The organism is Hoeflea marina (assembly GCF_003182275.1).
In the GTDB taxonomy this organism is placed as follows: Bacteria; Pseudomonadota; Alphaproteobacteria; order Rhizobiales; family Rhizobiaceae; genus Hoeflea; species Hoeflea marina.
The window spans coordinates 153,480-178,027 of record NZ_QGTR01000007.1 but is presented as its reverse complement, the minus strand read 5'-3'; the positions used below and the strand labels follow the sequence as shown (position 1 = coordinate 178,027).

Below are 24,548 nucleotides of genomic sequence, written 5' to 3'. Positions count from 1 at the left end.
CCGGTTGCCATCATCATGGGCAGTCAGTCAGACTGGCAGACCATGAAGCATGCGGCCGACACGCTCGACACGCTCGGCGTCGGCCATGATTCGCGAATCATTTCCGCTCACCGCACCCCCGACAGGCTGGTGTCCTTCGCCAAGGGCGCGCGCGACGAAGGCTTCAAGGTGATCATCGCCGGCGCCGGCGGCGCGGCGCACCTGCCCGGCATGACCGCGTCCATGACGGCGCTGCCGGTGTTCGGCGTGCCCGTCGAATCCAAGGCGCTCTCCGGCCAGGACAGCCTGCTGTCGATCGTGCAGATGCCGGCGGGCATTCCGGTCGGAACCCTGGCCATCGGCCGCGCCGGCGCCGTCAACGCGGCGCTGCTTGCGGCCGCCGTTCTGGCCCTCTCGGACCCTGCCCTGGCGGACCGCCTCGACCGGTGGCGCGCAACCCAGAGCGACAGCGTCGCCGAGCGCCCGGTCGACCCGGCATGAGCGCGGCTCCCCTCGCGCCCGGTTCGGTCATCGGCATCATCGGCGGCGGGCAACTGGCCCGCATGCTGGCCATGGCGGCCGCACGGCTTGGCTACCGGACGGTCGTGCTGGAACCCGATGCCTTCGCGCCCGCGGCCCAGGTGGCCAACAACCAGATCGTCGCCGCCTATGACGATCCGGAAGCCCTCGACCAACTCGCGATGATGGCCGATGTCATCACCTACGAATTCGAGAACGTGCCCGTCTCCACCGTGGAACATCTGGAGGCGACCCATCCGGTCCGCCCCGGATCGGTGGCCCTGAAGGTGGCTCAGGACCGGCTGTCGGAAAAAGCCATGGCGCAGCAGCTGGGCGCCGAGACCGCGCTTTTCGCCGCAGTCAATTCCCGCGCCGACCTGGATCGCGCCATGGCCGTGACCGGCCTCCCGGCGGTGCTGAAGACCACCAGACTGGGCTATGACGGCAAGGGCCAGGCGAAGATCATGACGCCGGACGATGCGGACGCCGCCTTCGCCTCCATGAGCCGCCAGGCCGCGATCCTTGAATCCTTCGTGGACTTCGAATGCGAGATCTCGGTGGTTGCCGCGCGCAGCATCGCCGGAGCCTTTTCCGCCTTCGATGTCGCCGAGAACGAGCACCGGAACCATATCCTTCACCGCTCGACGGTGCCCTCGCGGCTCGATGCCGCCGTCTGCGCCGAGGCCATGGCCGTTGCCGCCCGGATTGCGGACCATCTCGGCTATGTCGGCATCTTCGCCGTCGAGTTCTTTGCCGTGCGCGATGGCGAAAGCCACAGGCTGCTGGTCAACGAGATCGCTCCGCGGGTGCACAATTCAGGCCACTGGACGGAAGCCGCCTGCGCCATTTCCCAGTTCGAACAGCACATCCGCGCCATCACCGGCCTGCCGCTGGGCGATCCCTCGCGCCATTCCGACTGCGTGATGGAAAATCTCATCGGCAACGAAGTGGACCGGGTGCCGGAAATCGCCGCGCAGGCCGGCACCGTCATCCACCTCTACGGCAAGGCGGAGGCCAGGCCCGGCCGCAAGATGGGACACTTCACCCGCATATGGCCGCTCAGGTCCGTCCCGGCGGCCTGATTCGGGCTGCGCTGGTCCGGAAAACCCGGATGCCAGTGTTGACAGTAAATGGCTGAACGGCTACATCACGGCCAACCGACGAGCGCGCCCGTTTTTGGCGCGCTTTTGATTGATAAGCGCGGCCTTGCCGCCCGATAACACGCGGATCAGAACAATGAAGATCAAGAATTCGCTCAAGTCCCTCAAGGCACGTCACCGCGACAACCGTCTGGTGCGCCGCAAGGGTCGCGTCTACATCATCAACAAGCTCAATCCCCGCTTCAAGGCACGCCAGGGCTGATCTGCGCACGGCGCGGTCATCACTGAAATTTGCTTTTGATATTTGGCGCATGCCGGACTAGTTTCCTGCATGCGCCTTTTTCGGTTTCATACCCTGCCCCCCCGCCTAGTGATCCTCGCCGCCTGGGTCATGATGCCCGCTCTCGCCACGGCTCCGCTCCCGGCGCATGCCCAGGACACGCCGGAAAAGCCGGTCGCCCGCAAGGCCGAGAGCCTTGACAGCCTCTTCGAGGAATTGAAGGCGGAGGCGGACCCGAAAGAGGCAAAGCGCATTTCCGATCGCATCTGGGCGCGCTGGCGCGACTCGGGCAGCGCCACCGGCAATCTGCTGCTGCAATGGGCCAATACGGCGCTCAACGACAAGAAGTTCGGACTTTCGCTGGATTTCCTCGACCAGCTCATCGTGCTGATGCCCGACTATGCCGAGGCGTGGAACCAGCGCGCCACGCTGCACTATGTGAGGGGCAACTATGCCAAGTCGATGTCCGACATAAACCGCGTCCTGACGCTCGAACCCCGGCATTTCGGGGCTCTTGCCGGAATGGCGGCCATCTTCACCGCCAATGGCAATGATGAACTGGCGCTCAGGGCGTGGGAGCAGATGCTGGCCATCTACCCTGCCAACCGCGAAGCCCAGACCAAGGTCGGCGAACTGGCCGACAAGCTTGCCGGCAGCCGAACCTGATGAGCGCCTGAGACTTTCGGGGCAGCCGCGCCGTCCATGAGATGAGTTCCTTCCCGCCTTCGGGCGTCCTTCCATCCCAGCTCCCGATATCCCCTTGAGACCTTTTCGATTATCCATGATCATCCTGCTTTCCCTCCTCTTCATGCTGATGGCCGCGCTGTTCGTCTTCACACGCCTCAAGGTCAGGCAGATCGAAGCGCGGTATCCGCCGATCGGCCGGATGGTGGATGTCGGCGGCTACGCGCTGCATGTCGTCCATGTGGCCGCGCCCGCCGGCGCCGATCTGCCGCCGCTGGTCTTCGTCCACGGCGCCAGCGGCAACCTGCGCGACCAGATGGCGGCGTTTCTCAAGCCGCTTGCGGGACGGGCGGAGATGCTGTTCGTCGATCGGCCCGGACACGGCTATTCGGAGCGCGGCGGCAGCGACAACGACACCCCCGGCGGGCAGGCCCGATCCATCGCGGCGGCGATGCGCAAGCTCGGCATCGATCGCGCCATCCTGGTGGGCCACTCCTTCGGCGGCGCCATCACCGCGAGCTTTGCGCTGGAAGAGCCGGAGATGACGGCGGGGCTGGTGTTTCTCGCTCCCGCCACCCATCCCTGGCCCGGAGGCCTCGCCTGGTATTACGGCCTCACCGCCACGCCGGTCATCGGCCAGATCTTCGCCAACACCCTGGCGCTGCCCGCCGGGCTCATGGCCCTGCAGACCGGCGTGAAATGCGTGTTCGCGCCCAATCCGCTGCCCGCGAGCTATCTCGAGGAAACGGCGCCCGCGCTGGTCCTGCGGCCCGGAGAGTTTCGCGCCAACGCCATCGATGTCGACGGGCTTAAGGCCTATGTCGCCGGCGTGGCGTCGCGCTACACGGAGATTGCCGCACCGACGGTGATCATCACCGGCGACAGCGACCCGGTGGTGCTGGCCGATATCCATTCGACCGGCCTCGACCGCGACATTGCCGATTCGGAACTGGTCTGGGTCGAGAATATGGGACACAAACCCGATTACGTCGCCACCGATCTCGCCATTGCGGCCATCGAAAAGGTCGCGGGACGCCCGCGCGACCTCCAGGCCATGGCCCGAGCGGTCGGTCGGCGCATCGCCGCTGATGACGTCCGCTGCGGCCCGGCGGCAAAGGCCGGCTTCCGCAATAGCTGACGATGAAGTCCTGCACATCGCCCCACGGCTCTTGTCAGTGGTTGAAAAGCGAACTAGCGTCCGCCCGCAATCAATCCAGCGCATTGGCTGCATTGCCATCGCATATCCGACGAAGGGCGCAGGCCAATGTTACGCAAGGCAATGTTGAGCGGTGTCGACATTCTCCAGGTCTTCAACGCGGCGCCAAATCCCTATGTCATCCTTGACCGGGATCTCGTCATTGTCGGTCTGAATTCGGCCTATGAAGCCGTCACCATGCGCAACCATGATGAGGTCATCGGGCGCAACATGTTCGACGCCTTCCCGAGCGACCCCGTTTCGGACGCAGGCCGATTGCTGCGCAACTCGCTGGCGCGCGTGCTGGAAACCGGTGCCCCCGACAATCTGCCCCTGATCCCCTATCCCATCGCCCGGCCAGACGGCACCATGGAGGATCGGTTCTGGAGCGCCACCCACACGCCGCTCTTCGGCCCTGAGGGCCGCGTCGAATTCGTCCTCCAGCACACCGTCGACGTGACCGAGCTGCATCTTCTCAGGCAGAACTCCGCCGGGTCGTCGCTGCACATCCAGTCCGACGTCCTGCGCCGCGCCGATGCGGTGGTGATCGAGAATGCCGCGCTCGGCAAGGAGAGCGGTCACCTGCGCGACCTGTTCGAGCGCGCGCCCAGCTTCATGGCCGTCCTGACCGGTCCCGAACACGTCTTCTCGGTGACGAACGCCGCTTTCCGGCAGTTGATCGGCCAGCGCGACGTTCTCGGCTCCAGTGTTCGCGATGCCCTGCCCGAGATCAGCGGCCAGGGATTCATCGAACTCCTCGACCAGGTCTACCGCTCTGGCGAATCCTACCGCGACAGCGGCGCCAAGGTGTCGTTCAAGCGCAAGTCGGCCGCACAGGCCGAGGAGCGCTACGTGGATTTCATTTTCCAGCCGCTGGCCGACTCCTCCGCCAATGTCACCGGCATCCTGGTGCAGGGTTACGACGTCACCGACCAGAAGCGTGCCGAAGAGGCCGCGCGCGAAAGCGAAAGCCGTTTCCGCTCGCTGGCGCAGTCCATGCCCAACCATGCATGGACCGCGCTCGCCGACGGCAGCCTGGACTGGTTCAACGCGCGGGTTTACGAATACAGCGGCCTTGGCGAGGCCGAACTCGCCGGCACCGGCTGGGCCCGGATGGTCCATGAGGACGATGTCGGCGATGTCGGCAAGGCCTGGCAGGCGGCGGTCGCCGCCGGTGACGAGTACCAGACCGAGTTCCGCCTTCGCCGTCATGACGGCCAGTACCGCTGGCACATCGCCCGCGCCGTGCCCGTGCGCGATGATGCGGGCGAGGTCATCCGATGGGTGGGATCGAACACCGACATCGAGGATCAAAAGCAGACAGAGGCCTGGCTCGCAGACCTCAACGAAGTCTTGGAAGCGCGCGTCGATGAGCGGACGCGCGAACTGGTCCGGACCCAGGACGTGTTGCGGCAATCCCAGAAGATGGAGGCAATCGGAACGCTCGCCGGCGGCATTGCCCATGATTTCAACAATCTACTGCAGGTCATCAGCGGCAATCTGCAGATGCTTGCCCGCGACGTCGCCGGCAACGAAGAGATACAGGCCCGGATCGGCAACGCTCTGGGGGGTGTCACCCGCGGCGCCCGGCTGGCGCAGCAACTGCTCGCCTTCAGCCGGCGCCAGCCGCTGGCGCCGAAGGTCATCAATGTCGGCCGGCTCATCCGCGACATGGACGAAATCATGCGTCGCAGCCTCGGCGAGGCGGTGGAGATCGAGACCGTCATCGGTGGCGGACTGTGGAACACGCTTGCCGATCCCGGCAATGTCGAGAATGCGCTCCTCAACCTCGCCATCAACGCCCGGGACGCGATGGACGGGCGCGGCAAGCTGACGATCGAGGCCGGCAATGCGTTTCTCGATGACGATTATTCCCGCCTGCACGATGAAGTCGTGCCCGGCCAGTACGTGATGATCGCGGTGAGCGACACCGGGACGGGCATGAGCAGCGACATCATCGCCAAGGTGTTCGAACCATTCTTCACCACCAAGACCGAAGGCAAGGGCACCGGGCTCGGCCTCTCCATGGTGTATGGCTTCGTCAAGCAGTCCGGCGGCCACATCAAGATCTACAGCGAGCCGGGACTGGGCACATCGATCAAGATCTACCTGCCGCGCGCCCTGCGCGAGGAGGACCGCGTCGAGGCGGCGCAGCATGGCACGCCGCGTGGCAGGGGCGAGACCGTGCTGGTCGCCGAAGACGACGACGCCGTGCGGCAGACCGCGGTGGCGCTGCTGACCGACCTCGGATACAGGGTGCTGACCGCCGAAAATGCCCGCAAGGCCCTCGATGTCATCGAAACCGGTGTGCCGATCGACCTGCTCTTCACCGACGTGGTCATGCCAGGCTCGATGAAGAGCACCGAGCTTGCCCGGGAGGCCGCCCGCCAGCGGCCCGGCATGGCGATCCTGTTCACCTCCGGGTACACGGAGAATTCCATCGTCCACGAAGGTCGGCTCGATTCCGGCGTCCATCTGCTGAGCAAGCCCTACACCAGCGATGCAATGGCCCGCAAAGTGCGGCAGGTGCTCGAAAAGGCCGCCGCCGACACAGCGGCCGCCGAGGCCGCCATTGCCGCCAGTCCGCAGCCGGGAACGGCCGCGGTTCCCGCAACCGCCGCGGGCCTGGTGGTGCTCCTGTGTGAAGACGACATTCTCATTCGGATGAGCACCTCCGACATGCTGGCGGACATGGGAATGACCGTGGTGGAGGCAGGCTCGGGCGCAGAAGCGCTTCAGGCCATCCTGGCCAATCCGATCGATGTTCTCGTCACCGATGTCGGCCTGCCTGACTTCTCCGGCCTCGAGCTCGCGCTCCGGCTGCGCGAGACCCTTCCCGACCTGCCCGTCATCTTTGCCACCGGTCACACCGAAGTTCCCGGCTCGGAAATGCTCGGCCGGACGAAGATCCTGACCAAGCCCTACGTCGAATCGATGATCGACGCATGCCTGCGCGAACTGGGGCTGATCGCGGCCGCTCAGGGCTAGAGCATTTCCCGACGAGGTGAATGTCACTTCGTCCGGAAATGCGGCAAGCAGTAGCCTGGAACGCCTCGGCGATTGGTCATGTCGCCCAACGGGAACCGACGGTCCCATGCGCCGGATGGTCGGCGGCGCGGCGCCAACCGGCCGTCGGCCGCAGCGCGTTGCAACCGATAACTGCGAGTGACGCGCCTCAGCTTCTGCCTGTCGGCACGGCGCCGGTATCAGTGACCGGTGAGGCCGTCCGAGCCGATATAGGCGATGCGGAGCATGTTGGTCGATCCGGGCGTCCCGAGCGGCACGCCTGCGGATATGATCACCCGGTCGCCGGGCTTGGCCAGTTCCTCGCGGAAGGCGATCCGGCAGGCACGATCGACCATGTCGTCCAGATCGGTCGCATCCTCGGTCACCACGCAGTGCAGCCCCCAGACAACGGAGAGGCGCCGGGCGGTCTGGATGACGGGCGACAGGGCGATGATCGGCACTTGCGGCCGCTCGCGCGCCGAGCGCAGCCCGGTGGTGCCTGACGAGGTATAGCAGACGATGGCGGCAAGATTCAGCGTCTCGGCAATCTGCCGCGAGGCGAGCGAAATCGCGTCGGCGCCCGTCGGCTCCGGCTGCGGTCGCTGGGCATAGATGATGCCCGGGTAATTCTGGTCGCGCTCGATGCTGCGGGCGATGGCGCCCATCATCGCCACGGCCTCCACCGGATAGTCGCCGGCCGCCGATTCCGCCGACAGCATCACCGCATCGGCGCCTTCGAAGACGGCGGTGGCCACATCGGAGACTTCTGCGCGGGTCGGCACCGCAGCCGAGATCATCGATTCCAGCATCTGGGTGGCGACCACCACCGGCTTGCCGGCGCGGCGGCAGAGGCGGATCAGATGCTTCTGGGTACCGGGCACGGATTCGATCGGCATTTCCACTCCGAGATCGCCGCGCGCCACCATCAGCGCGTCGGAAAGCTCGATGATCTCGTCGATCCGCTCGAGCGCCTGCGGCTTCTCGATCTTCGACATCAGCGCAACCCGGCCGCGGGTGATCTTGCGCACTTCGGCCAGATCCTCCGGCCGCTGGATAAACGACAGCGCCACCCAGTCGACATCGTTGATGGCCAGCACGGCCTCGAGGTCCTTGTGATCCTTCTCCGTCATGGCACCGGTGTGAAGGATCGTGTCAGGCAGGCTCACGCCCTTGCGGTCGGAGATCTTGTTGCCGTTGACGACGACGCAGACGATGGACTTGCCATCGCACTTCTCGGCCTTCAGCTGCAGGCGGCCGTCATCGATGAGCAGGCGATCGCCCGGCTTGACCGATTCGAGGATTTCGGGGTGCGGAAGATAGACACGGTTGCTGTCGCCGGGAACATCCTTGCCGTCCAGCGTGAAGGACTGGCCTGCCTTGAGCTCGACAGCGCCGTCGGCGAACTTGCCCACGCGCAGCTTGGGTCCCTGCAAATCCGCAAGAATGCCGATCGGACGACCGCATTGCGATTCCACCGCCCGGATCCGCGTGACAAGGGTGCGCAGCATCTCGTGATTGGTATGGCTCATATTGATCCGGAACAGATCCGCGCCCGCCTCATGCAGTTTGCGGATCATGCCCTCTTCCGAGGAGGCCGGTCCGAGTGTGGCGAGGATCTTGACCTTGCGTAGCCGCTTCATCAATTCGGGCTTTCTTGAGCTGTTGCCGGCGCGTCGGACAGTTGGACCATCCAGCTGCCTTGTCGCCCGGTGTCATATTCCTTGAACCCTGCGCGCTGGAAGCCGCGGGCAAAACAGTCCTGCACTCCGACAACCTTGAACTCGTTGTCGGCGACGCACATGTTGACGTCGCCCGCCCAGCGGCCGCCACCCCCGGCGTCCTCGGCGTAGAGATAATAATAACGCGATTCCAGCTGCCCCTCGATCAGGGTTGCACAGGAATTGGCGGGGATCTGCCACCATCCCTCGGTCACCCAGCCCTCGGCCGTCCGGTACCCGATGGCCCCTCCCACGAGGGACTGGGTGCCGTTGCAGACGCGAAAATCAGCGCGGGCAACCCCGGATCCGGCAAGCAGGGCGACAGCCGCGATCGCCGTGGCCGCCGCGACACTGCACAACGATCCCCGGCACGATAGAAACAACTTTCCAAACATGGATATCGGACAGTCTCCGCAATGACTTTGACATGCGCTTTTTGCGCCGCAGTGGGACGAAAGTCAACGAAAGACCAAGCATCGCGGCATCACCGGAATGTTCCCCTCGCACTGCTGGTTGCAGCTCGAGACACCCCGTGCGATGGAGCAGTCGGCGCTTCGCGGCGTTCTCCAGCCCAACCCGGACACAGCCATGACCGATTTCCAGCCATTCGAGATCATCCCGGGCGACCCCCGCCAGACGATGGTGCTGCTCGCCGATCACGCAATGAACCGGCTGCCCGCCGAATACGGCGATCTGGGCCTGCCCGCCAGCGCCTTTGACCGTCACATCGCCTATGACATCGGCGTCGAGCAATTGACGAGGCGATTGGCCCACCGATTGGGAATGCCGGCGGTCCTGAGCTGCTTCTCCCGCCTGCTGATTGACCCCAATCGCGGCGAGGACGACCCGACGCTGATCATGAAGCTCTCGGACGGCGCCGTCATTCCCGCCAATCATCCGCTCGGCGACGCGGAGCGCCAGCACCGGCTCGATGCCTTTCACCGCCCCTACCACGCCGCCGTCGCCGCCACGATCGAGGACAGCACCCGAACCACCGGGCGCGCGCCTGTGGTGATCTCGATCCATTCCTTTACGCCCATCTGGAAGGGGGCTGCCCGACCATGGCACGCGGCTGTTCTCTGGGACAAGGACCCCCGCGCGGTCGCGCCGTTCCTCGACGCCCTGCGCGCCGATCCCGCCCTGGTCGTGGGCGACAACGAACCCTATGAGGGCGCTCTGGAGGGTGACACCATTTACCGTCACGGAACCTCGGCAGGACGCGCCCATGCGCTTCTGGAGATCCGTCAGGATCTGATCGGCGACGATGCCGGCATCGAGGCCTGGGTCGACCGGCTTGCCCCGATTCTCGAAGGCATCAACGCGCTGGCCGACCTGCACGAGGTGCGCCACTACGGTTCGCTCGTGGACTGACACCCGCTGCAAACCGAACCGGCATTCATTTTGCCGCACTCGGATGGAAATGTCGGGGAAATCCAACTCGGCCCTTGACCGCGGCGCGCGGGTTGGGCAGTTGACTGGCTCCAACCGACCAACGAGGAGTACTCCATGTCCGATGCAGGTGCTGTCGCACGCGACCAGCTTCGTTCCTTTGTCGAGCGTATCGAGCGCCTCGAAGAGGAGAAGAAAACCATCTCCGACGACATCAAGGATGTCTATGGCGAAGCCAAGTCGACCGGCTACGACGCCAAGGTGCTGCGCAAGGTGATCGCCATCCGCAAGCAGGACGCCAATGACCGTCTCGAGCAGGAAGCCATTCTCGACACCTATCTCCACGCGCTGGGCATGGCGCCCGAGCCGGAAGGTGTCGAATAATCCGCAGGCCTTTGCTGGACCCGACCCCTGCGCAAGCAATTGCGCGGGGGTTTTGCTGTCGGGCGCGAGGCCGGAGCACCCGGCAGCGGACCGGCTCGAATCGTCCCGAAGTGCTGGCAAGCCATGACTGTCGTTGGACCGCGCGAAATGCCGCGCCCATCCGCTCGACCGATGTGGTGATGCCAAAATGTCGGCGCTTCGGAGCCGTGATGCCTTGCCCGTTCAGGCGCCCCATGCCAAACCCTGCGCCGCTGTCAGCCGCCGGTTGAGAACTTTGCCATGGTGACGAAGTTGACGGCCGGGCCGGTGAAGGCGGCATGCGGCAGGTCGCCGGCATTCGGCGCGAAACCTGCGGCATAGACCTCCTCCGGAGCCGCGCGCAGCTGCGAGGCGACGAAACGCTGACCGTGCGCGGAGGTCGCTGCCAGCGGCGCAGCGGTGTCGCGAGCCAGCGCCCAGCGCGAGATGATCGTCTCGGTCAGCTTCGGCGCGATGCGGACGGACGCCCGCCGTCCCGCCGAGGCATCCCGTGCACTGGGACGGTCACCCTTGTGCGCGACAGCCACGGACGCATCGAAGGCGGAGGCAACCGGGCTGTCCGGCTGAGGCGCAAGCGCGGCGACCGCGAGGGCGGGTTCGGCCGCAGGCACCTGCGCATCGCCCGGCCGTCGGATCGGCAGCGGCACGAACGACTCCATCGACGCCAGCGCGGCAATCGTCGCCGATGCGCTTCCCGGTTCGGGTGCTTCGGCCGGCACGGGGAGAGCGGCCAGTGCCGTCACCCCGGTGGCAGGCGCCGCCAGGGCGGCAATCTCGGTTTCCGGAACGCTCGCGGCCGGTTCGACCTGCGGCTTGGCGGCGCGTTCCGCAAGCAACAGCGGAATCGGCGCCTGGATCTCGCTCAGGTCGCGTATCGTGGCAGTCGCGGGTGGGACGGTGGCGGCCGCGGCGGCCGCACTGGCAAAGGCGTCGATTTCCGCCTGCGCAGGAACCTGCGGGATCGGCGCCACCAGCGCCGCCGCACGGATCTGCGGCTCAGTTGCCGGACGAGACAGCGGGATCGGTGCCGTCGACGGCAGCACCACAACGCCGCCCACGGACTGCGCCTCGGTCACGCCGTCGCCTGCCGGCACACCCGGCAGGGCGGCCACTTCCACCTCGGCGGGGGGGACCGGCGCCCGTGTGGGTGTGGGCGCGGATTCGCCCGTATCGGCGACTTCATCCTCATCGCCACCGCCGAACAGCGCCGCCAGCAGTCCGCCGGACTTCTTGTCCGACCCGCTGTCGGCGCTCGAAGCGACGGAGGCCACGGCGCCATTGCGGCGCTTGTAGTCGGCGACGGCGACCTGATAGCCCGGCAGCGGCTTGCCGTCCGGAGGAAGATGCATGGTCTTGCCGTTGGGAAACAGCCGCACCAGTTCGTCGCGGCTCATGCGCGGCCATGCGCGCACGCCGCCGACATCGAGGTGCACGAAAGGCGAACCGGACTTGGGATAGTAGCCAACGCCGCCGCCCTGGAGCTTCATGCCGATTTCGCGAATCCGCGACAGCTTGACGCCGGGAATGTAGAAGTCCATCGCCTTGCCGAGCATGTGCTGGCTCTTCTTGGCCTGGCCGCCGCGGGTGCGGCGCAGCATGTCATTGGTGGCCGGCGAGCGATAAGCGGAGACGACATTGATATATCCACGCGCGCCGCTCTGGCGGTAGGTTTCCCAGAGCAGGTCAAACAGCCGGGGATCCATCTTGGTCGGTTCGTTGCGACGCCAGTCGCGCAGGAAACGGTTCAGCTTCTGCAGCCCGGCCTGATCGTATCTGCCGTTGCGCTTGTAGACGATCTCTGCCTTCTCTTTCGTGTGCAGGTAGTAGAGCTTGAGAGACCGCGTTTCGGCCATCGCCGAGCCGACGGTGACTGTGCCAATTGTGGTCAGGCCGGCCAAGAGCAGCATCACAAGCAGGCCCGCACGCATCACACGCGCCCCGGCTACCCGAAACGCGCGAGAGATCGGGGCCGCTTGGGCCACGGCGATGGATCGCTGGATTGTCGCTGCTATTGCCAATTCTGTCCCCGAGTATCGGAATGATCCGCCTTTGTCTCCAGATGAGAGACAAATGCGGTGACACCATGGCAAAAAGGTCACACGAACCCGCATTACGCCGCCATGGCATCGAACAGAACCATTTATAGTGAATCAAACACTAACAAGGAATGAACCAGATCAATCCGGCCACAGGAATCTCGTCAGCGGCGTCTTTTGGTCAGGCTGCGGTTCGCACCGGATTCTCCGGATCGATCGAATAGTCCTTCAGCTTGCGGTAGAGGGTCGAGCGGCCGATTCCGAGGCGGCGGGCGACCTCGCTCATCTGCCCGTTGTAGAAGGCCAGTGCGAAGCGGATCAGTTCCTCCTCCACCTCTGCCAGCGCTCTCACTTCGCCGTCCGGACTGGTGGCCAGCACGGCCTGACCCAGATCCGGCCCGTCATGGCCGGATCCCGGCCTCTCGGGCTCGATGGAAACGACATCGCGGGCGCCTCCGACGGGCGAGGAGATATCGGCCGGGCTGCCTCCCGGGACATCCTCGGCCTGGGCGAAGGACGCAAGCTTGGCAAAGCTCTCCGCCACGGCCGGATCAAGTCTCAGGTCGTAGCCCGGCCTCTGCGCGGCAATCTGCGGAAACAGGTCGGGCGTCAGCATGCCGGTATCGCACAGCACCACCGCCCGGTGGATGGCGTTCTCGAGCTCCCGGATGTTGCCGGGCCAGTCGTAGCCTGTGAGCATCGCCAGGGTTTCGGCGCTGACGCCGACGGATCCGGTCCGGCCGGTCATCTCGGAGAAACGCATCGCAAAATGCCGAACCAGTTGCGGTATGTCTTCCTTGCGGCGACGCAGGGCCGGCACGTGGATCGGGAACACATTGAGGCGGTAATAGAGATCCTCCCGGAAGCGCTCCGCCTTCACCTCTTCGATCAGGTCCTTGTTGGTCGCCGAGATCAGCCGGATGTCGACCTTCCTCGGCAGCCGTGCGCCGACGGTCTCGATCTCCCCAAGTTGCACCGCGCGCAGCAGCTTGACCTGGATGTCGGCGGGAAGATCGCCGATTTCATCAAGGAACAGTGTCCCGCGGTCCGCCTCCACGAATTTGCCCTGGTGCTTCTCCGCCGCACCCGTGAACGCGCCCTTCTCATGGCCGAACAGGATGCTTTCCACCAGATTGGCCGGGATGGCCCCGCAATTGACCGTGACGAAGGCCTTGGACCGCCGGTTGCTTTCGGACTGAATGGCGCGGGCGATCATTTCCTTGCCGACGCCGGACTCGCCTTCCAGCACCACGGGAATATCGGAGTTCGCCGCCCGCCGCGCCAGCTGCAGCACGCGCTCCATCGCCGGGCTGGCGGCGATGATGGTGCCGAAGCCTTCCTTGGCGACACCGGGCCGCACCGGCTCGGCCTGGGTCGATCGCAGCGCGATCGCCAGCGCATGGGCCAGCCGCTCCGGCGAGACCGGCTTGACGACGAAATCGAAGGCGCCGGCGCGCATGGCCCGGACGACCGTGTCGATGCCGCCCTGCCCGGTCTGGACGACGACCGGCTGCCTCAGCCCGGCGGCGGTCATGGCGGCCATCACCTCGATGCCGTCCATTCCCGGCATCATCAGGTCGAGCACCACCGCCTCGACCGGCTGCGCGGTGTCGGAGAGCAGCTCCAGCGCCGCCGCTCCGTCGAATGCCAGAACCGCCACATATCCGGCGCGCTCCACGGCCGCCTTGAGCAGGCGGCGTTGGACCGGGTCGTCATCGACGATGAGAATTCGACTGGTAACAGACATGGGCACCCCGTAGCGTGAATCGGCATGGCAGCAGGCTCGGCCACCGCGTTGCACGATGCCAGCAAAGGCTGAAAATCGCATTTCGGGAAAAGATTGCATTTTAGGGACCCTTGCCGCAAAACCCCATGGACGCCGAATCCGCGGTTTCGACCGCGTTCCCAACGAGGAATTGGATCATGTTGAGACATCGCCCTGCCACGACCATGTCCCGGGCTGCCGCAGCGGAAGCCGGCACCCGCCCCACCCTTGGCGCCCTGCCGTCCTGGAACCTGGCCGATCTCTATCCCGGCGCGGCCACGCCGGAATTCAAGCGCGATCTTGCGGCTTCCCTGTCCCGGTCCAAGGCCTTCGAGAGCCGTTGGAAGGGCAAGCTCGCCGACGCCGCCGCAACCTCCGGCGCCGACGGGTTGGGCGCCGCGATCGCCGACTACGAAGCCCTGGAAGAACTGATGGGCCGCATCATCTCCTATGCCGGGCTGAACTATTTCGCCGACACCTCGGACACCGCGGCCGCCAAGGTTTACGGCGACGTGCAGGGAGCCATCACCGACGCGACCGCCCATCTGCTGTTCTTCTCGCTGGAACTCAACCGGCTCGACGACGCACTGGTGGAAACGAGCTTTTCCCATGACGCGCTTGCGGCCCACTACAAGCCCTGGGTGATCGACCTCCGTCTCGACAAGCCCTACCAGCTGGAAGACCGCATCGAGCAGCTGTTTCACGAAAAGTCCATGACCGGTCACGGCGCCTGGAACCGGCTGTTCGACGAGACCATGAGCGCGCTGCAGTTCGAGATCGACGGCGAGAAGCTGTCGCTGGAGCCGGCTCTGTCGATGCTTCAGGACGCCGACCGGAACAAGCGGAAAAGCGCCGCCATGGCTCTGGCCGCGACCTTCAGGACCAATATCCGGACCTTCACGCTGATCACCAACACGCTGGCCAAGGACAAGGAGATTTCCGATCGCTGGCGCGGCTTCGAGGACATCGCCGACAGCCGCCATCTGGCCAACCGGGTCGAGCGGTCCGTGGTCGATGCCCTGGCCCAGGCCGTGCGTGAGGCCAGCCCCCGGCTGGCGCACCGCTACTACGCCATGAAGGCCCGGTGGCTCGGCCTCGAAAAGCTCGAGTTCTGGGATCGCAATGCGCCCCTGCCCGAGACCTCCGACCGGATCATTCCCTGGGACCAGGCCCGCGACACGGTGCTGTCGGCCTATCACGGATTCGCGCCGGAAATGGCCGACATTGCGCGCCAGTTCTTCGACCGGAACTGGATCGATGCGCCCGTCCGGCCGGGCAAGGCACCCGGTGCCTTTGCCCACCCCACAGTCCCCTCGGCCCATCCCTATGTGCTCGTCAACTACATGGGCAAGCCGCGCGACGTCATGACGCTCGCCCATGAGCTCGGCCACGGCGTCCATCAGGTGCTGGCAGGCTCGCAGGGCGCGCTGATGGCCTCCACTCCCCTGACGCTGGCCGAAACCGCCTCGGTGTTCGGTGAGATGCTCACCTTCCGGGCGCTGCTTGCCGCCACCCGCGACAAGCGCGAGCGCAAGGCCATGCTGGCGCAGAAGGTCGAGGACATGATCAACACGGTCGTGCGCCAGATCGCCTTCTACGAGTTCGAGCGCCGGGTCCACACCGCCCGCCGCGAAGGGGAACTGACCTCTGAGCAGCTGGGCCAGCTCTGGCTCGACGTGCAGGCCGAGAGCATCGGCCCATCCGTCAATCTTTCGGAGGGCTACGAGACCTTCTGGGCCTATATCCCGCATTTCATCCATTCGCCCTTCTATGTCTACGCCTATGCCTTCGGCGATTGCCTGGTCAATTCGCTCTACGCCGTCTACCAGAACGCACCAGAGGGCTTTCATCAGCGCTATTTCGACATGCTCAGGGCCGGCGGCAGCAAGCATCATTCCGAGCTGCTGGCGCCCTTCGGTCTGGATGCCTCCGATCCCGGATTCTGGGCCCGCGGCCTGTCGATGCTGGAAGGCCTGATCGACGAGCTCGAGGCGATGGAGGCCGGCTGACCGCGGCATCCCGGCCATGGCAATGGACCGTTCCCGAGCCCTCTTTCGCAACGACATCTCCGGCCACTGCATGGTTTTCACCAGGCCGCGGGATCTGATCATGGCACGCACCGCGGACGAGCTTCCGGTTGCTCTGGCGCGCCTGGAGAATGCCCGGGCGGACGGGCGATGGCTGGCGGGCTACCTGTCCTACGAGGCGGGCTTCGACTTCGAGGACAAGCTCAGGCCGCTGATCCGGGATCATCGCGAAACGCCGCTGGCCTGCTTCGGGGTCTTCGACGCTCCGGCCGGAAACGAACATCCGCTGGCCCAGCCGCCGGCGGAGCCTGCCGCCCGCCCTTTCCTGACCGATGTCCGGGCCGCCTGGGATCTCGAAGCCTACCGGATCCGCTTTGACCGCCTGCACGGGCATCTGCGCCGCGGCGACTGCTATCAGGCCAATCTGACGATGCCGATCACCGCAACCTGGCACGGCGACGCCCGCTCCGCCTTCTGGTCGCTCATCGAGCGCCAGCCCGTTCGCCACGGCGCCCTGATCGAACTCGGCGGCCCGGTTGTCCTGTCGCGGTCGCCGGAACTGTTCTTCTCCGTCGATGACCATGGTGTCATCGAAACCCACCCGATGAAGGGCACGGCCGCCCGCGGCGCCACGGTCGAAGAAGACATCGCCATCATCGCGGCCATGCGCGGTGACGAGAAGACCCAGGTCGAAAACCGCATGATCGTGGATCTGCTGCGCAACGATATCTCGCGCATCGCCGAGGTCGGCAGCGTGTCCGTGCCCCGCCTGTTCGACATCGAGACCTATCCGACGGTGCACCAGATGGTGAGCCACGTCCGCGCCAGGCTGTCACCCGGCGTCTCCGTTCCGAATATCCTCGCCGCCCTCTTTCCCTGCGGCTCGATCACCGGAGCGCCGAAGCTGCGCGCCATGCAGATCCTCCATGACCTCGAGACCGGGCCGCGCGACGCCTATTGCGGCGCCATCGGCTGGATCGACCCCGCCGGTCCGATGGCCTTCTCTGTGGCGATCCGCACGCTGACCCTTTTCAACGACGCCCGGGCCGTATTCAATGTCGGCGGCGGCATCGTCTTCGATTCAAGTGCCGAGGCCGAATACGAGGAATGCCTTCTGAAGGCCCGTTTTGCGGTGGAACGCGATGCAATTCACCTTGATTGAAACGTTTCGCTGGGAGCCGCAGACCGGCTTTGTCCGCCTCGACCAGCATCTGCGGCGCCTGTCCCGGTCAGCCGATGCGCTGGGCTTTCGCCAGCCGACCGACGCCCCTGCCCTGCTCGACGCGCTGGAGACCGGCGACACGCCCCTGCGCGTGCGGATGTCGATGAACTTCCGCGGCAGGATCGAGATCACCACCAGCCCTTTCGCGCCGCTGCCGGAGGGAACCGTCTGGAAGCTCCGCCTCGCTTCCGCTCGCCTCAACTCCGAGGATTCGCTCTACCGCCACAAGACCTCGCGCCGGGAACCCTACGAAGCGGCACGCGCCGAGTTCAAGCCGGAGGAGGCCGACGAGGTGCTCATGCTCAACGAGCGCGGCGAACTCTGCGAGGGCACCATCACCAACCTCTTCGTCGGATGCGGCGACGGCACTTTTCTGACGCCGGCTCTGTCCAGCGGTCTGCTGCCCGGCGTGCTGCGGGCCGAGATGATCCGCGAGCGCAAGGCCATGAGCCGGGTGCTGCTGCCCGCCGATCTCGTCGGCCGACCGCTCTATGTCGGCAACTCCCTGCGCGGATTGATCCGCGCCGAGTTCATCGAGGAGCAGACGAGGGCCGAAGCGATCGCTGTGGCCCATGAGAAGCAGCGATAGTCACAGGCGTGCCCCGAAGAGCTGGACTGTCACCTCCGGTCATGGAATCCTGTCCTCAAGGGGGCAGCATGGGCTACAAGATCTTCATTTCGCACGCTTGGGCAGACCGATGGCTGGCGTCTCAGATCGAACGTCGCGTCCGCGCTCTTGGCGCGGAGACCTTCATGGACACAAATGATATCGAGAAGGGCGACGATATTGAGGATCGTATCTTCACCGAACTGCCGAAATGCGACGAATTGTTTGCCCTCTTCACGCCATGGGCCATCGACCGAAACTGGCTATGGGTCGAAATCGGCGCGGCGCGAGGGCTTGGGCTGCGTATCGTGACCGCACTCTATTCGGTGGCGTTGTCCACGATCGATGCGGAGCGCGGAGGCTTGGCCTTTCTCAAAGCCAAGAATGCAGTGGACATCAACGATCTCGAATCTTATTTTGACGAGCTTAAGGATCGACTTGAAAAGGTTCGGCCATGAAGGACCAGAGCAGGTTTCCGGACAAGGGCTACTTCCTTTCCTACAGCCACGCCGACAGGGCATTCGCTCATCATATTTCCAAGCTCCTCCGGCAGCGCGGACTTGCGGTGATTGACTGGGAATCGGCCATCGAGCACGGCGCGGATAGTCAGGACACCATTTTCCGCGACCTTGAGAACGCCCGTAGCATGATCTTCATCGTCCCCGCCCGCGAGGGCGACGGAAAAAATGCGCTTGCCGAGTTGGGCGCGGCACGGGCACTGGGAAAACACATTGTGGCGGTCATGCCGGATTCCTCTCGCGCTTCGAATGCCGGTTTCGCCCGCCGTCTGACCGATTCTGCGGTGATTGATGCCAGCACCATGCGGGAAGACGCCCTGATCGACGCCTTGGCCTTGGCGAGCTGATGTGGAAAATCTTATGCGGCCGCCGTGACGGCAGGCGCGATTGAGGTCGGGGTCACCCCCATAACCGCCGACGCGCCAGGGAGGGCAAATCCCGAATCCGCTTTATTGTGACGCCGAAATGTGGTTTACGCCGCCGCTGTTGCGCTGCGGTTTTCCCGGCGCCCGAATTCATGGAGCATGAGATGGCCAAACAGGATTTCCCAGTCTACGGCGACATCACCGGACCGATCGTGATGATCGGCTTCGGATCGATCGGCCGCGGCACCTTGCCGCTGATCGAGCGCCATTTCCGCTTCGACAAGAGCCGGATGGTCGTCATCGATCCGCGCGACGACGCCGCCGACATGAAGATCCTTGCCGACGCAGGCATCCGCCACATTAAGGCTCATGTCACCAAGGAAAACTACAAGGACCTGCTCAAGCCCCTGCTGAGCGAAGGCGGAGGCCAGGGCTTCTGCGTCAATCTGTCGGTCGACACCGGCTCGGTCGACCTGATCAGGCTCTGCCGCAAGCTCGATGTGCTCTACATCGACACCGTGGTCGAGCCGTGGCTGGGCTTCTACTTCGACAAGAACATGAAGAACTCCGAGCGCACCAACTACGCGCTGCGCGAGACGCTTCGCCACGAGAAGAAGAAGAACCCCGGCGGCACCACGGCGGTCTCCACCTGCGGCGCCAATCCCGGCATGGTGTCGTGGTTCGTCAAGCAGGCGCTGGTCAACCTTGCCAAAGACCTGGACGTCAAGTTCGACGAGCCCGATCAGCATGACCGCGAAGGCTGGGCCAAGCTGATGAAGAAGGTCGGAGTCAAGGGCGTGCACATTGCCGAGCGCGACACGCAGCTGACCAAGAAGCCCAAGCCGCTCAACGTGTTCTGGAACACCTGGTCGGTCGAGGGCTTCATTTCCGAAGGACTGCAGCCCGCCGAACTCGGCTGGGGCACGCATGAGAAATGGATGCCGAAGAACGCCAAGAAGCACAAGAAGGGCTGCAAGGCAGCGATCTATCTCGAGCAGCCCGGCGCCAACACCCGCGTGCGCACCTGGTGCCCGACGCCGGGGGCGCAGTATGGCTTCCTCGTCACCCACAACGAATCGATCTCGATCGCGGATTACTTCACCGTCAAGGACAAGGACGGCGACGTCACCTTCCGTCCCACCTGTCATTACGCCTATCATCCGGCCAATGACGCGGTGCTGTCGCTGCACGAAATGTTCGGCAATGGCGGCACGGCCCAGCCGGTGCTGCACGTGCTCGACGAGAACGAACTGGTCGAGGGTCTCGACGAACTCGGCGTGCTGCTCTACGGCCACGACAAGAACGCCTACTGGTACGGCTCGCGCCTGTCGCTCGAGGAAACCCGCAAGATCGCTCCCTATCAGAACGCCACCGGCATGCAGGTGACCTCGGCCGTGCTCGCCGGAATGGTCTGGGCCCTGGAAAACCCCAAGGCCGGCATAGTCGAGGCCGACGAGGTCGACTACAAGCGCTGCCTGGAAGTGCAGATGCCCTATCTCGGCCCCGTCGAGGGTCACTACACCGACTGGACGCCGCTCACCGGCCGGCCGGGCCTGTTTCCGGAAGACATCGACGAGTCCGATCCCTGGCAGTTCCGCAACGTCCTCGTCCACTGAACGAAGCAAACGGGGCCGGATTTCCGTCCGGTCCCCCTTGCGCCTTGCTTTCGCCGCGTCCGCACGGCATGGTTTTATCCAGAATCGCCAGCAAGACGACATAAAGGGATAGAACCGAACCATGAACACCACCCGCATTGTCGCCATCGCGACCCTCGCCCTGACGCTGGCCGCCTGCCAGACCGAAACCTACAGCTATCGTGAGCCGGCGCCCCGCCAGGACACCATCGAAGGCCAGTGGGTGGACCCGAACGGCATCATTTCAAGCTTCTACAACGGTCGGTTCGAGACGCGCACCACGGATTCGAACTCGCTGCTGGCCGAGGGCAACTACCGTCAGATCTCGCCGCGGACGGTCGAGATCGAGCTGACATCGCTGTTGCGCAACACCACCTCGCGGGTCAACTGCGCCATGGTCACCCCGTCACAGCTCAATTGCACGTCTTCGACGGGTGCCCAGTTCTCGCTGGCGCGCCGCGCCTGACCTCACCTCTGCCGCGCCTTGGGAGGGGCAGGGATGACAGGACATTTCGACGCGCTTGAAACCCGCGACACCGCAGCGCGCGAGACGGATGCCTTCACGGCGCTCTCGAGCCTGTTGCGCACGGCCCTGCCGCGCCTGCCTGCGCTTGCCGCCTGGCTGGGCCATCCTGATCCCGACGCTCTTTCCGATCGCGCCGCGCTGGCGCGGTTGCCGGTGCTGCGAAAACCCGACCTGATGGCGATGCAGGCCGAGAATCCGCCCTTCGGCGGCCTGGCCGATCCGGATGCCCTCGCCGGCAACCGGGTCTTCCTGTCGCCCGGGCCGGTCTGGGAGCCGCAGGGGATCGGCATCGATCCCTGGTCGGCCGCCCGCGCGCTGTTCGCCGCGGGTTTCCGCAAGGGCGACATCATCCACAATGCCTTCAGCTATCACATGACCCCGGGCGGTTTCATCCTGGATGAGGGCGGTCGCGCGCTCGGCTGCCTTGTCTTTCCCGCGGGCACCGGCAACACCGATCAGCAGGTCGACGCCATCCGGCAGCTCAGGCCCGGCGGCTACACCGGAACCCCGGACTATCTCAAGATCATCCTAGAGAAGGCGGACGAGATGGGTCACGACCTTGGCTCGATCCGGCGAGCGCTGGTATCGGGCGGCGCGCTGTTTCCGGCGCTGAGGCAATATTACGCTAGCAGGGGAATCTCGGTGCTGCAGGCCTATGCCACCGCCGATCTGGGAATCATCGCCTACGAGAGTGCCGACAGCGACGGCCGACCGCATCCCGGCATGATCGTCAACGAGGATCGGATCGTCGAGATCGTGCGCCCCGGAACGTCCGACCCGGTGCCCGATGGCGAAGTCGGCGAACTGGTGGTCACCACGCTCAATCCCGCCTATCCGCTGGTTCGCTTCGGCACCGGCGACCTTTCGGCCATCCTGCCCGGTCAGTCGCCCTGCGGCCGCACCGCGCCGCGGATCAGGGGTTGGATGGGCCGCGCCGACCAGCGCACCAAGATCAAGGGCATGTTCGTCGATCCGAAGCAGGTGGCCGAACTGGTGGCGGCCCATCCGGACATTTTCCGCGCCCGGCTGAGCGTCACCCGCGTCAATGACGGCGACGCCATGGCGCTCCTGATCGAGCCGCGCGACGGCGCCAGCCCGGACACCGAGGCGGTGGCGGCGACTCTGACGGCGCTGACAAAACTGCGCGGCACGGTCAGCCTTGCAGCCCCAGGCAGCCTCCCCAACGATGGCAAGGTGATCTCGGATGAGCGTGACTATACGGCCTGACCGCGCCTGAGATTTCCCTAATCTCCGACCGCTCCTGACGAAGTGCTTGAACTTTCGCATCGTTGATGAAACCATTCTTTCAGTCATGGGGTCATCAACCTGACGTGGTTGGATGGCATTGCATGGATGGAACAGAGAGAGGGAGTCATCACATGAACGCTGCCATCAGGGCCGTGCTGTTGAGTACCGTGGTATTCGGCATTTCCACCGTCACCGCACTCGCCGACTACAGCCTCAACATTCTCCACATCAACGATCTGCACAGCCGCATCGAGGCCATCAACAAGTATGACTCCACCTGTTCGGCCGAAGAGGAGGGCAAGGGCGAGTGCTTCGGCGGCGTGGCGCGGCTGATCACCGCAATCGGCGAGACGCGCAAGGCGCTCGACGGCCAGAATGTGCTGCTGCTCAACGCCGGCGACAATTTCCAGGGATCGCTGTTCTACACCACCTACAAGGGGCTGGCGGAAGCGGAATTCCTCAACCTGATGAAGTTCGACGCCATGACCGTCGGCAATCACGAGTTCGACGACAGCGAGGACGGCCTGGCGGGCTTCCTCGACAAGGTCGAGTTCCCCGTCGTCACGGCGAATGTGCTGGCCAGCCACTCCTCCAAGCTCGGCGACCGCGTCAAGCCGTCGATCGTGCTGGAAGTCGGCGGCCAGAAGATCGGAATTGTCGGCGCGGTGGCCAACGACACCGAAGAGCTGTCGTCGCCCGGACCAAACGTGATGATCGCCGAGGATGTCGAGGCCATCACGGCCGAGGTCGCCAAGCTGAAGGCGGACGGGATCGACAAGATCATCGCGCTCACCCATGTCGGCTATCCGCGCGACCTCGAGGCCATTGCCAAGATCGCCGATGTCGACGTGGTGGTCGGCGGCCATTCCCACAGTCTTCTGTCCAACACCGACGAGAAGGCCGAAGGCCCCTATCCGACGATGGTCGACAATCCCGGCGGCTACAAGGTCCCGGTGGTCCAGGCCGGCTCCTACAGCAAGTATCTCGGCGACCTGAAGGTCGTCTTCGATGACAGCGGCGTGGTCAAGGAAGCCTCCGGCGATCCGATCCTGGTCGACGCCAAGTTCAAGCCGGACGAGGCCGCGGTTGCCCGGATCACGGAGCTTGCCGGTCCGATCGAGGAACTGCGCAGCAAGACCATCGGCGAATCCACCGCGGCCATCGAGGGCTCGCGCGATGTCTGTCGCGCCATGGAATGCTCGATGGGCAACCTGGTGGCCGACGCCATGGTCGATCGCGTCAAGGACCAGGGCGTGACCATGGCAATCACCAATGGCGGCGGATTGCGTGCCTCCATCGACGCGGGTCCGGTGACCATGGGCGAAGTTCTCACCGTGCTGCCGTTCCAGAACACGCTCGCCACCTTTGAGCTCAAGGGCTCCGACGTGGTGGCTGCTCTGGAAAGCGGGCTCAGCAAGATCGAGGAGGGCGCGGGCCGCTTCCCGCAGGTCTCCGGCCTCTCCTACAGCTTCGACGCCTCCAAGCCCGCGGGCGAGCGGGTCTCCGATGTCATGGTCAAGGAAGGGGACGCCTATCAGCCGATCGACCCCGACAAGATGTACGGCGTGGCCACCAACAACTTCATGCGCGGCGGCGGCGACGGGTATTCGATCTTCGAGACAGCCGGCGTGAACGCCTATGACTACGGCCCGGGGCTGGATCAGGTGGTGGCCGATTACGTGGCCGCCAACACGCCCTACACGCCCTACACCGACGGCCGCATCAAGGCCGCCGAGACGGCCGCCGCGGCTCCGGCCGCAGAGGTGCCAGCGACAGCTCCGGCTGCCGAGGCACCGGCAGCAACTCCGGCCGCTCCTGCAGCCGAAGCACCTGCAGCAGCTCCAGCGGCAGCTCCGGCAGCCGAGGCACCTGCAGCAGCGCCGGCGGCCGAAGTGCCCGCAACTGCCGCGGCTCCCGCTGCAAGCGAGCCCGTCAAGGTGCCGGAGCCCATGGCGGGATCCACCGACATCATGAACACGGCGCCGACGATTGCCGCAGAACCCTCCGCGCAACCGGCTCCGGCCGCGGAAGCCCCCGCGCCGGCTGCCGAAGCGCCCAAGACCGACATGGCTGCGCCCGCGACCGAAGCGCCCAAGACCGACATGGCCATGGACAAGTCCTCCCATGTGATCGCCTCCGGCGACACGCTGTGGGACATTGCCGGGGCTGTCTACGGCGACCCGACGATGTGGAGGAAGATTGCCGAGGCCAATCCGGATGCGGAAATCCGCGGCCTGACGATCGGCGAAACGCTGGCCATTCCGGCCAAATAGGCACCCACAGCCACCAGTTGTCGAAGGGCCCGGG

At 65.1% G+C, this 24,548-nt stretch carries 21 protein-coding genes; 17 read left to right on the top strand and 4 right to left on the bottom strand.

All coding sequences use genetic code 11. From position 1 onward, the window contains the following. Positions 1-15: 15 nt before the first annotated feature. From purE to DFR52_RS22410, 6 genes are all read left to right on the top strand, one after another. Entirely contained in the window at positions 16-480 is a 465-nt protein-coding gene (gene purE / locus DFR52_RS22435) for a 5-(carboxyamino)imidazole ribonucleotide mutase (protein ID WP_170132337.1), read from the top strand. Further along, positions 477-1,580 carry a 5-(carboxyamino)imidazole ribonucleotide synthase gene (locus tag DFR52_RS22430; protein ID WP_110034300.1) on the top strand — a complete coding sequence of 368 codons (1,104 nt, stop codon included), beginning with the start codon at positions 477-479 and terminating at the stop codon, positions 1,578-1,580. Before purE ends, DFR52_RS22430 begins: the two co-directional genes overlap by 4 nt. A gap of 154 nt (positions 1,581-1,734) precedes the next feature. Then, positions 1,735-1,860 (top strand): type B 50S ribosomal protein L36, encoded by a 126-nt coding sequence (gene ykgO / locus DFR52_RS22425; RefSeq protein WP_037069952.1) that lies wholly within the window; start codon positions 1,735-1,737, stop codon positions 1,858-1,860. Between the two features lie 69 nt (positions 1,861-1,929). After that, the gene (locus DFR52_RS22420) at positions 1,930-2,544 is read left to right on the top strand and encodes a tetratricopeptide repeat protein (protein ID WP_110034299.1); all 615 of its coding nucleotides are present in this window, start codon (positions 1,930-1,932) and stop codon (positions 2,542-2,544) included. A gap of 115 nt (positions 2,545-2,659) precedes the next feature. Further along, positions 2,660-3,700 (top strand): alpha/beta fold hydrolase, encoded by a 1,041-nt coding sequence (locus DFR52_RS22415; RefSeq protein WP_110034298.1) that lies wholly within the window; start codon positions 2,660-2,662, stop codon positions 3,698-3,700. A 126-nt stretch (positions 3,701-3,826) separates the two neighbouring features. Next, positions 3,827-6,745: a hybrid sensor histidine kinase/response regulator gene (locus DFR52_RS22410; protein ID WP_210205896.1), complete on the top strand. Its 2,919-nt coding sequence runs from the start codon at positions 3,827-3,829 to the stop codon at positions 6,743-6,745. Between the two features lie 218 nt (positions 6,746-6,963). Here the strand turns inward: DFR52_RS22410 and pyk are convergent, their stop codons facing one another. Then, a complete protein-coding gene (gene pyk / locus DFR52_RS22405) occupies positions 6,964-8,403 on the bottom strand; it encodes a pyruvate kinase (RefSeq protein WP_110034296.1) in 1,440 nt (479 codons plus the stop codon). Next, positions 8,403-8,876, bottom strand: coding sequence for a DUF1036 domain-containing protein (locus DFR52_RS22400; RefSeq protein WP_245415449.1), 474 nt, complete (start codon positions 8,874-8,876; stop codon positions 8,403-8,405). The genes pyk and DFR52_RS22400 overlap by 1 nt, the downstream gene beginning before the upstream one ends. 193 nt (positions 8,877-9,069) lie before the next feature. Between DFR52_RS22400 and DFR52_RS22395 the strand changes: the two genes are divergently transcribed. Continuing rightward, the gene (locus DFR52_RS22395) at positions 9,070-9,852 is read left to right on the top strand and encodes an N-formylglutamate amidohydrolase (RefSeq protein WP_110034344.1); all 783 of its coding nucleotides are present in this window, start codon (positions 9,070-9,072) and stop codon (positions 9,850-9,852) included. A gap of 135 nt (positions 9,853-9,987) precedes the next feature. After that, positions 9,988-10,254: a DUF2312 domain-containing protein gene (locus DFR52_RS22390; RefSeq protein WP_110034294.1), complete on the top strand. Its 267-nt coding sequence runs from the start codon at positions 9,988-9,990 to the stop codon at positions 10,252-10,254. A 254-nt stretch (positions 10,255-10,508) separates the two neighbouring features. Here the strand turns inward: DFR52_RS22390 and DFR52_RS22385 are convergent, their stop codons facing one another. Together DFR52_RS22385 and DFR52_RS22380 are read right to left on the bottom strand one after the other, a co-directional pair. Continuing rightward, positions 10,509-12,221, bottom strand: a complete 1,713-nt coding sequence (locus tag DFR52_RS22385) for a peptidoglycan L,D-endopeptidase MepK (RefSeq protein ID WP_170132331.1) — start codon at positions 12,219-12,221, stop codon at positions 10,509-10,511. A gap of 289 nt (positions 12,222-12,510) precedes the next feature. Then, positions 12,511-14,076 (bottom strand): sigma-54-dependent transcriptional regulator, encoded by a 1,566-nt coding sequence (locus tag DFR52_RS22380; RefSeq protein ID WP_110034293.1) that lies wholly within the window; start codon positions 14,074-14,076, stop codon positions 12,511-12,513. A 176-nt stretch (positions 14,077-14,252) separates the two neighbouring features. Between DFR52_RS22380 and DFR52_RS22375 the strand changes: the two genes are divergently transcribed. From DFR52_RS22375 to DFR52_RS22335, 9 genes are all read left to right on the top strand, one after another. After that, entirely contained in the window at positions 14,253-16,103 is a 1,851-nt protein-coding gene (locus tag DFR52_RS22375; protein WP_110034342.1) for a M3 family oligoendopeptidase, read from the top strand. A 16-nt stretch (positions 16,104-16,119) separates the two neighbouring features. Continuing rightward, positions 16,120-17,283, top strand: a complete 1,164-nt coding sequence (locus DFR52_RS22370; protein WP_110034292.1) for an aminodeoxychorismate synthase component I — start codon at positions 16,120-16,122, stop codon at positions 17,281-17,283. Beyond that, on the top strand, positions 17,264-17,932 hold the full coding sequence (locus DFR52_RS22365; protein ID WP_110034291.1) for an aminotransferase class IV family protein: 669 nt from the start codon (positions 17,264-17,266) through the stop codon (positions 17,930-17,932). The genes DFR52_RS22370 and DFR52_RS22365 overlap by 20 nt, the downstream gene beginning before the upstream one ends. A 68-nt stretch (positions 17,933-18,000) precedes the next feature. Next, entirely contained in the window at positions 18,001-18,408 is a 408-nt protein-coding gene (locus tag DFR52_RS22360) for a toll/interleukin-1 receptor domain-containing protein (RefSeq protein WP_110034290.1), read from the top strand. After that, positions 18,405-18,815: a toll/interleukin-1 receptor domain-containing protein gene (locus tag DFR52_RS22355; RefSeq protein WP_110034289.1), complete on the top strand. Its 411-nt coding sequence runs from the start codon at positions 18,405-18,407 to the stop codon at positions 18,813-18,815. The genes DFR52_RS22360 and DFR52_RS22355 overlap by 4 nt, the downstream gene beginning before the upstream one ends. 182 nt (positions 18,816-18,997) lie before the next feature. Further along, a complete protein-coding gene (locus tag DFR52_RS22350) occupies positions 18,998-20,449 on the top strand; it encodes a homospermidine synthase (RefSeq protein ID WP_110034288.1) in 1,452 nt (483 codons plus the stop codon). Positions 20,450-20,570: 121 nt separating this feature from the next. Beyond that, positions 20,571-20,933: an outer membrane lipoprotein Omp10 gene (gene omp10, locus DFR52_RS22345; RefSeq protein ID WP_110034287.1), complete on the top strand. Its 363-nt coding sequence runs from the start codon at positions 20,571-20,573 to the stop codon at positions 20,931-20,933. 33 nt (positions 20,934-20,966) lie between these two features. Continuing rightward, entirely contained in the window at positions 20,967-22,220 is a 1,254-nt protein-coding gene (locus tag DFR52_RS22340) for a phenylacetate--CoA ligase family protein (RefSeq protein WP_110034286.1), read from the top strand. Between the two features lie 152 nt (positions 22,221-22,372). Then, the gene (locus DFR52_RS22335; RefSeq protein WP_110034285.1) at positions 22,373-24,514 is read left to right on the top strand and encodes a bifunctional metallophosphatase/5'-nucleotidase; all 2,142 of its coding nucleotides are present in this window, start codon (positions 22,373-22,375) and stop codon (positions 24,512-24,514) included. Positions 24,515-24,548 lie beyond the last annotated feature (34 nt).

Bases quoted from the DNA above. Each gene is read 5' to 3' on its own strand.
- DFR52_RS22350 (WP_110034288.1), top strand. From the start codon at position 18,998: ATGGCCAAACAGGATTTCCCAGTCTACGGCGACATCACCGGACCGATC.
- DFR52_RS22395 (WP_110034344.1), top strand. From the start codon at position 9,070: ATGACCGATTTCCAGCCATTCGAGATCATCCCGGGCGACCCCCGCCAG.
- DFR52_RS22375 (WP_110034342.1), top strand. From the start codon at position 14,253: ATGTTGAGACATCGCCCTGCCACGACCATGTCCCGGGCTGCCGCAGCG.
- DFR52_RS22430 (WP_110034300.1), top strand. From the start codon at position 477: ATGAGCGCGGCTCCCCTCGCGCCCGGTTCGGTCATCGGCATCATCGGC.
- DFR52_RS22380 (WP_110034293.1), bottom strand. From the start codon at position 14,076: ATGTCTGTTACCAGTCGAATTCTCATCGTCGATGACGACCCGGTCCAA.
- DFR52_RS22415 (WP_110034298.1), top strand. From the start codon at position 2,660: ATGATCATCCTGCTTTCCCTCCTCTTCATGCTGATGGCCGCGCTGTTC.
- DFR52_RS22360 (WP_110034290.1), top strand. From the start codon at position 18,001: ATGGGCTACAAGATCTTCATTTCGCACGCTTGGGCAGACCGATGGCTG.
- DFR52_RS22335 (WP_110034285.1), top strand. From the start codon at position 22,373: ATGAACGCTGCCATCAGGGCCGTGCTGTTGAGTACCGTGGTATTCGGC.
- DFR52_RS22355 (WP_110034289.1), top strand. From the start codon at position 18,405: ATGAAGGACCAGAGCAGGTTTCCGGACAAGGGCTACTTCCTTTCCTAC.
- DFR52_RS22420 (WP_110034299.1), top strand. From the start codon at position 1,930: ATGCGCCTTTTTCGGTTTCATACCCTGCCCCCCCGCCTAGTGATCCTC.
- DFR52_RS22365 (WP_110034291.1), top strand. From the start codon at position 17,264: ATGCAATTCACCTTGATTGAAACGTTTCGCTGGGAGCCGCAGACCGGC.
- pyk (WP_110034296.1), bottom strand. From the start codon at position 8,403: ATGAAGCGGCTACGCAAGGTCAAGATCCTCGCCACACTCGGACCGGCC.
- DFR52_RS22400 (WP_245415449.1), bottom strand. From the start codon at position 8,876: ATGTTTGGAAAGTTGTTTCTATCGTGCCGGGGATCGTTGTGCAGTGTC.
- DFR52_RS22390 (WP_110034294.1), top strand. From the start codon at position 9,988: ATGTCCGATGCAGGTGCTGTCGCACGCGACCAGCTTCGTTCCTTTGTC.
- DFR52_RS22340 (WP_110034286.1), top strand. From the start codon at position 20,967: ATGACAGGACATTTCGACGCGCTTGAAACCCGCGACACCGCAGCGCGC.
- ykgO (WP_037069952.1), top strand. From the start codon at position 1,735: ATGAAGATCAAGAATTCGCTCAAGTCCCTCAAGGCACGTCACCGCGAC.
- DFR52_RS22410 (WP_210205896.1), top strand. From the start codon at position 3,827: ATGTTACGCAAGGCAATGTTGAGCGGTGTCGACATTCTCCAGGTCTTC.
- omp10 (WP_110034287.1), top strand. From the start codon at position 20,571: ATGAACACCACCCGCATTGTCGCCATCGCGACCCTCGCCCTGACGCTG.
- DFR52_RS22370 (WP_110034292.1), top strand. From the start codon at position 16,120: ATGGCAATGGACCGTTCCCGAGCCCTCTTTCGCAACGACATCTCCGGC.
- DFR52_RS22385 (WP_170132331.1), bottom strand. From the start codon at position 12,221: ATGCGTGCGGGCCTGCTTGTGATGCTGCTCTTGGCCGGCCTGACCACA.
- purE (WP_170132337.1), top strand. From the start codon at position 16: ATGGGCAGTCAGTCAGACTGGCAGACCATGAAGCATGCGGCCGACACG.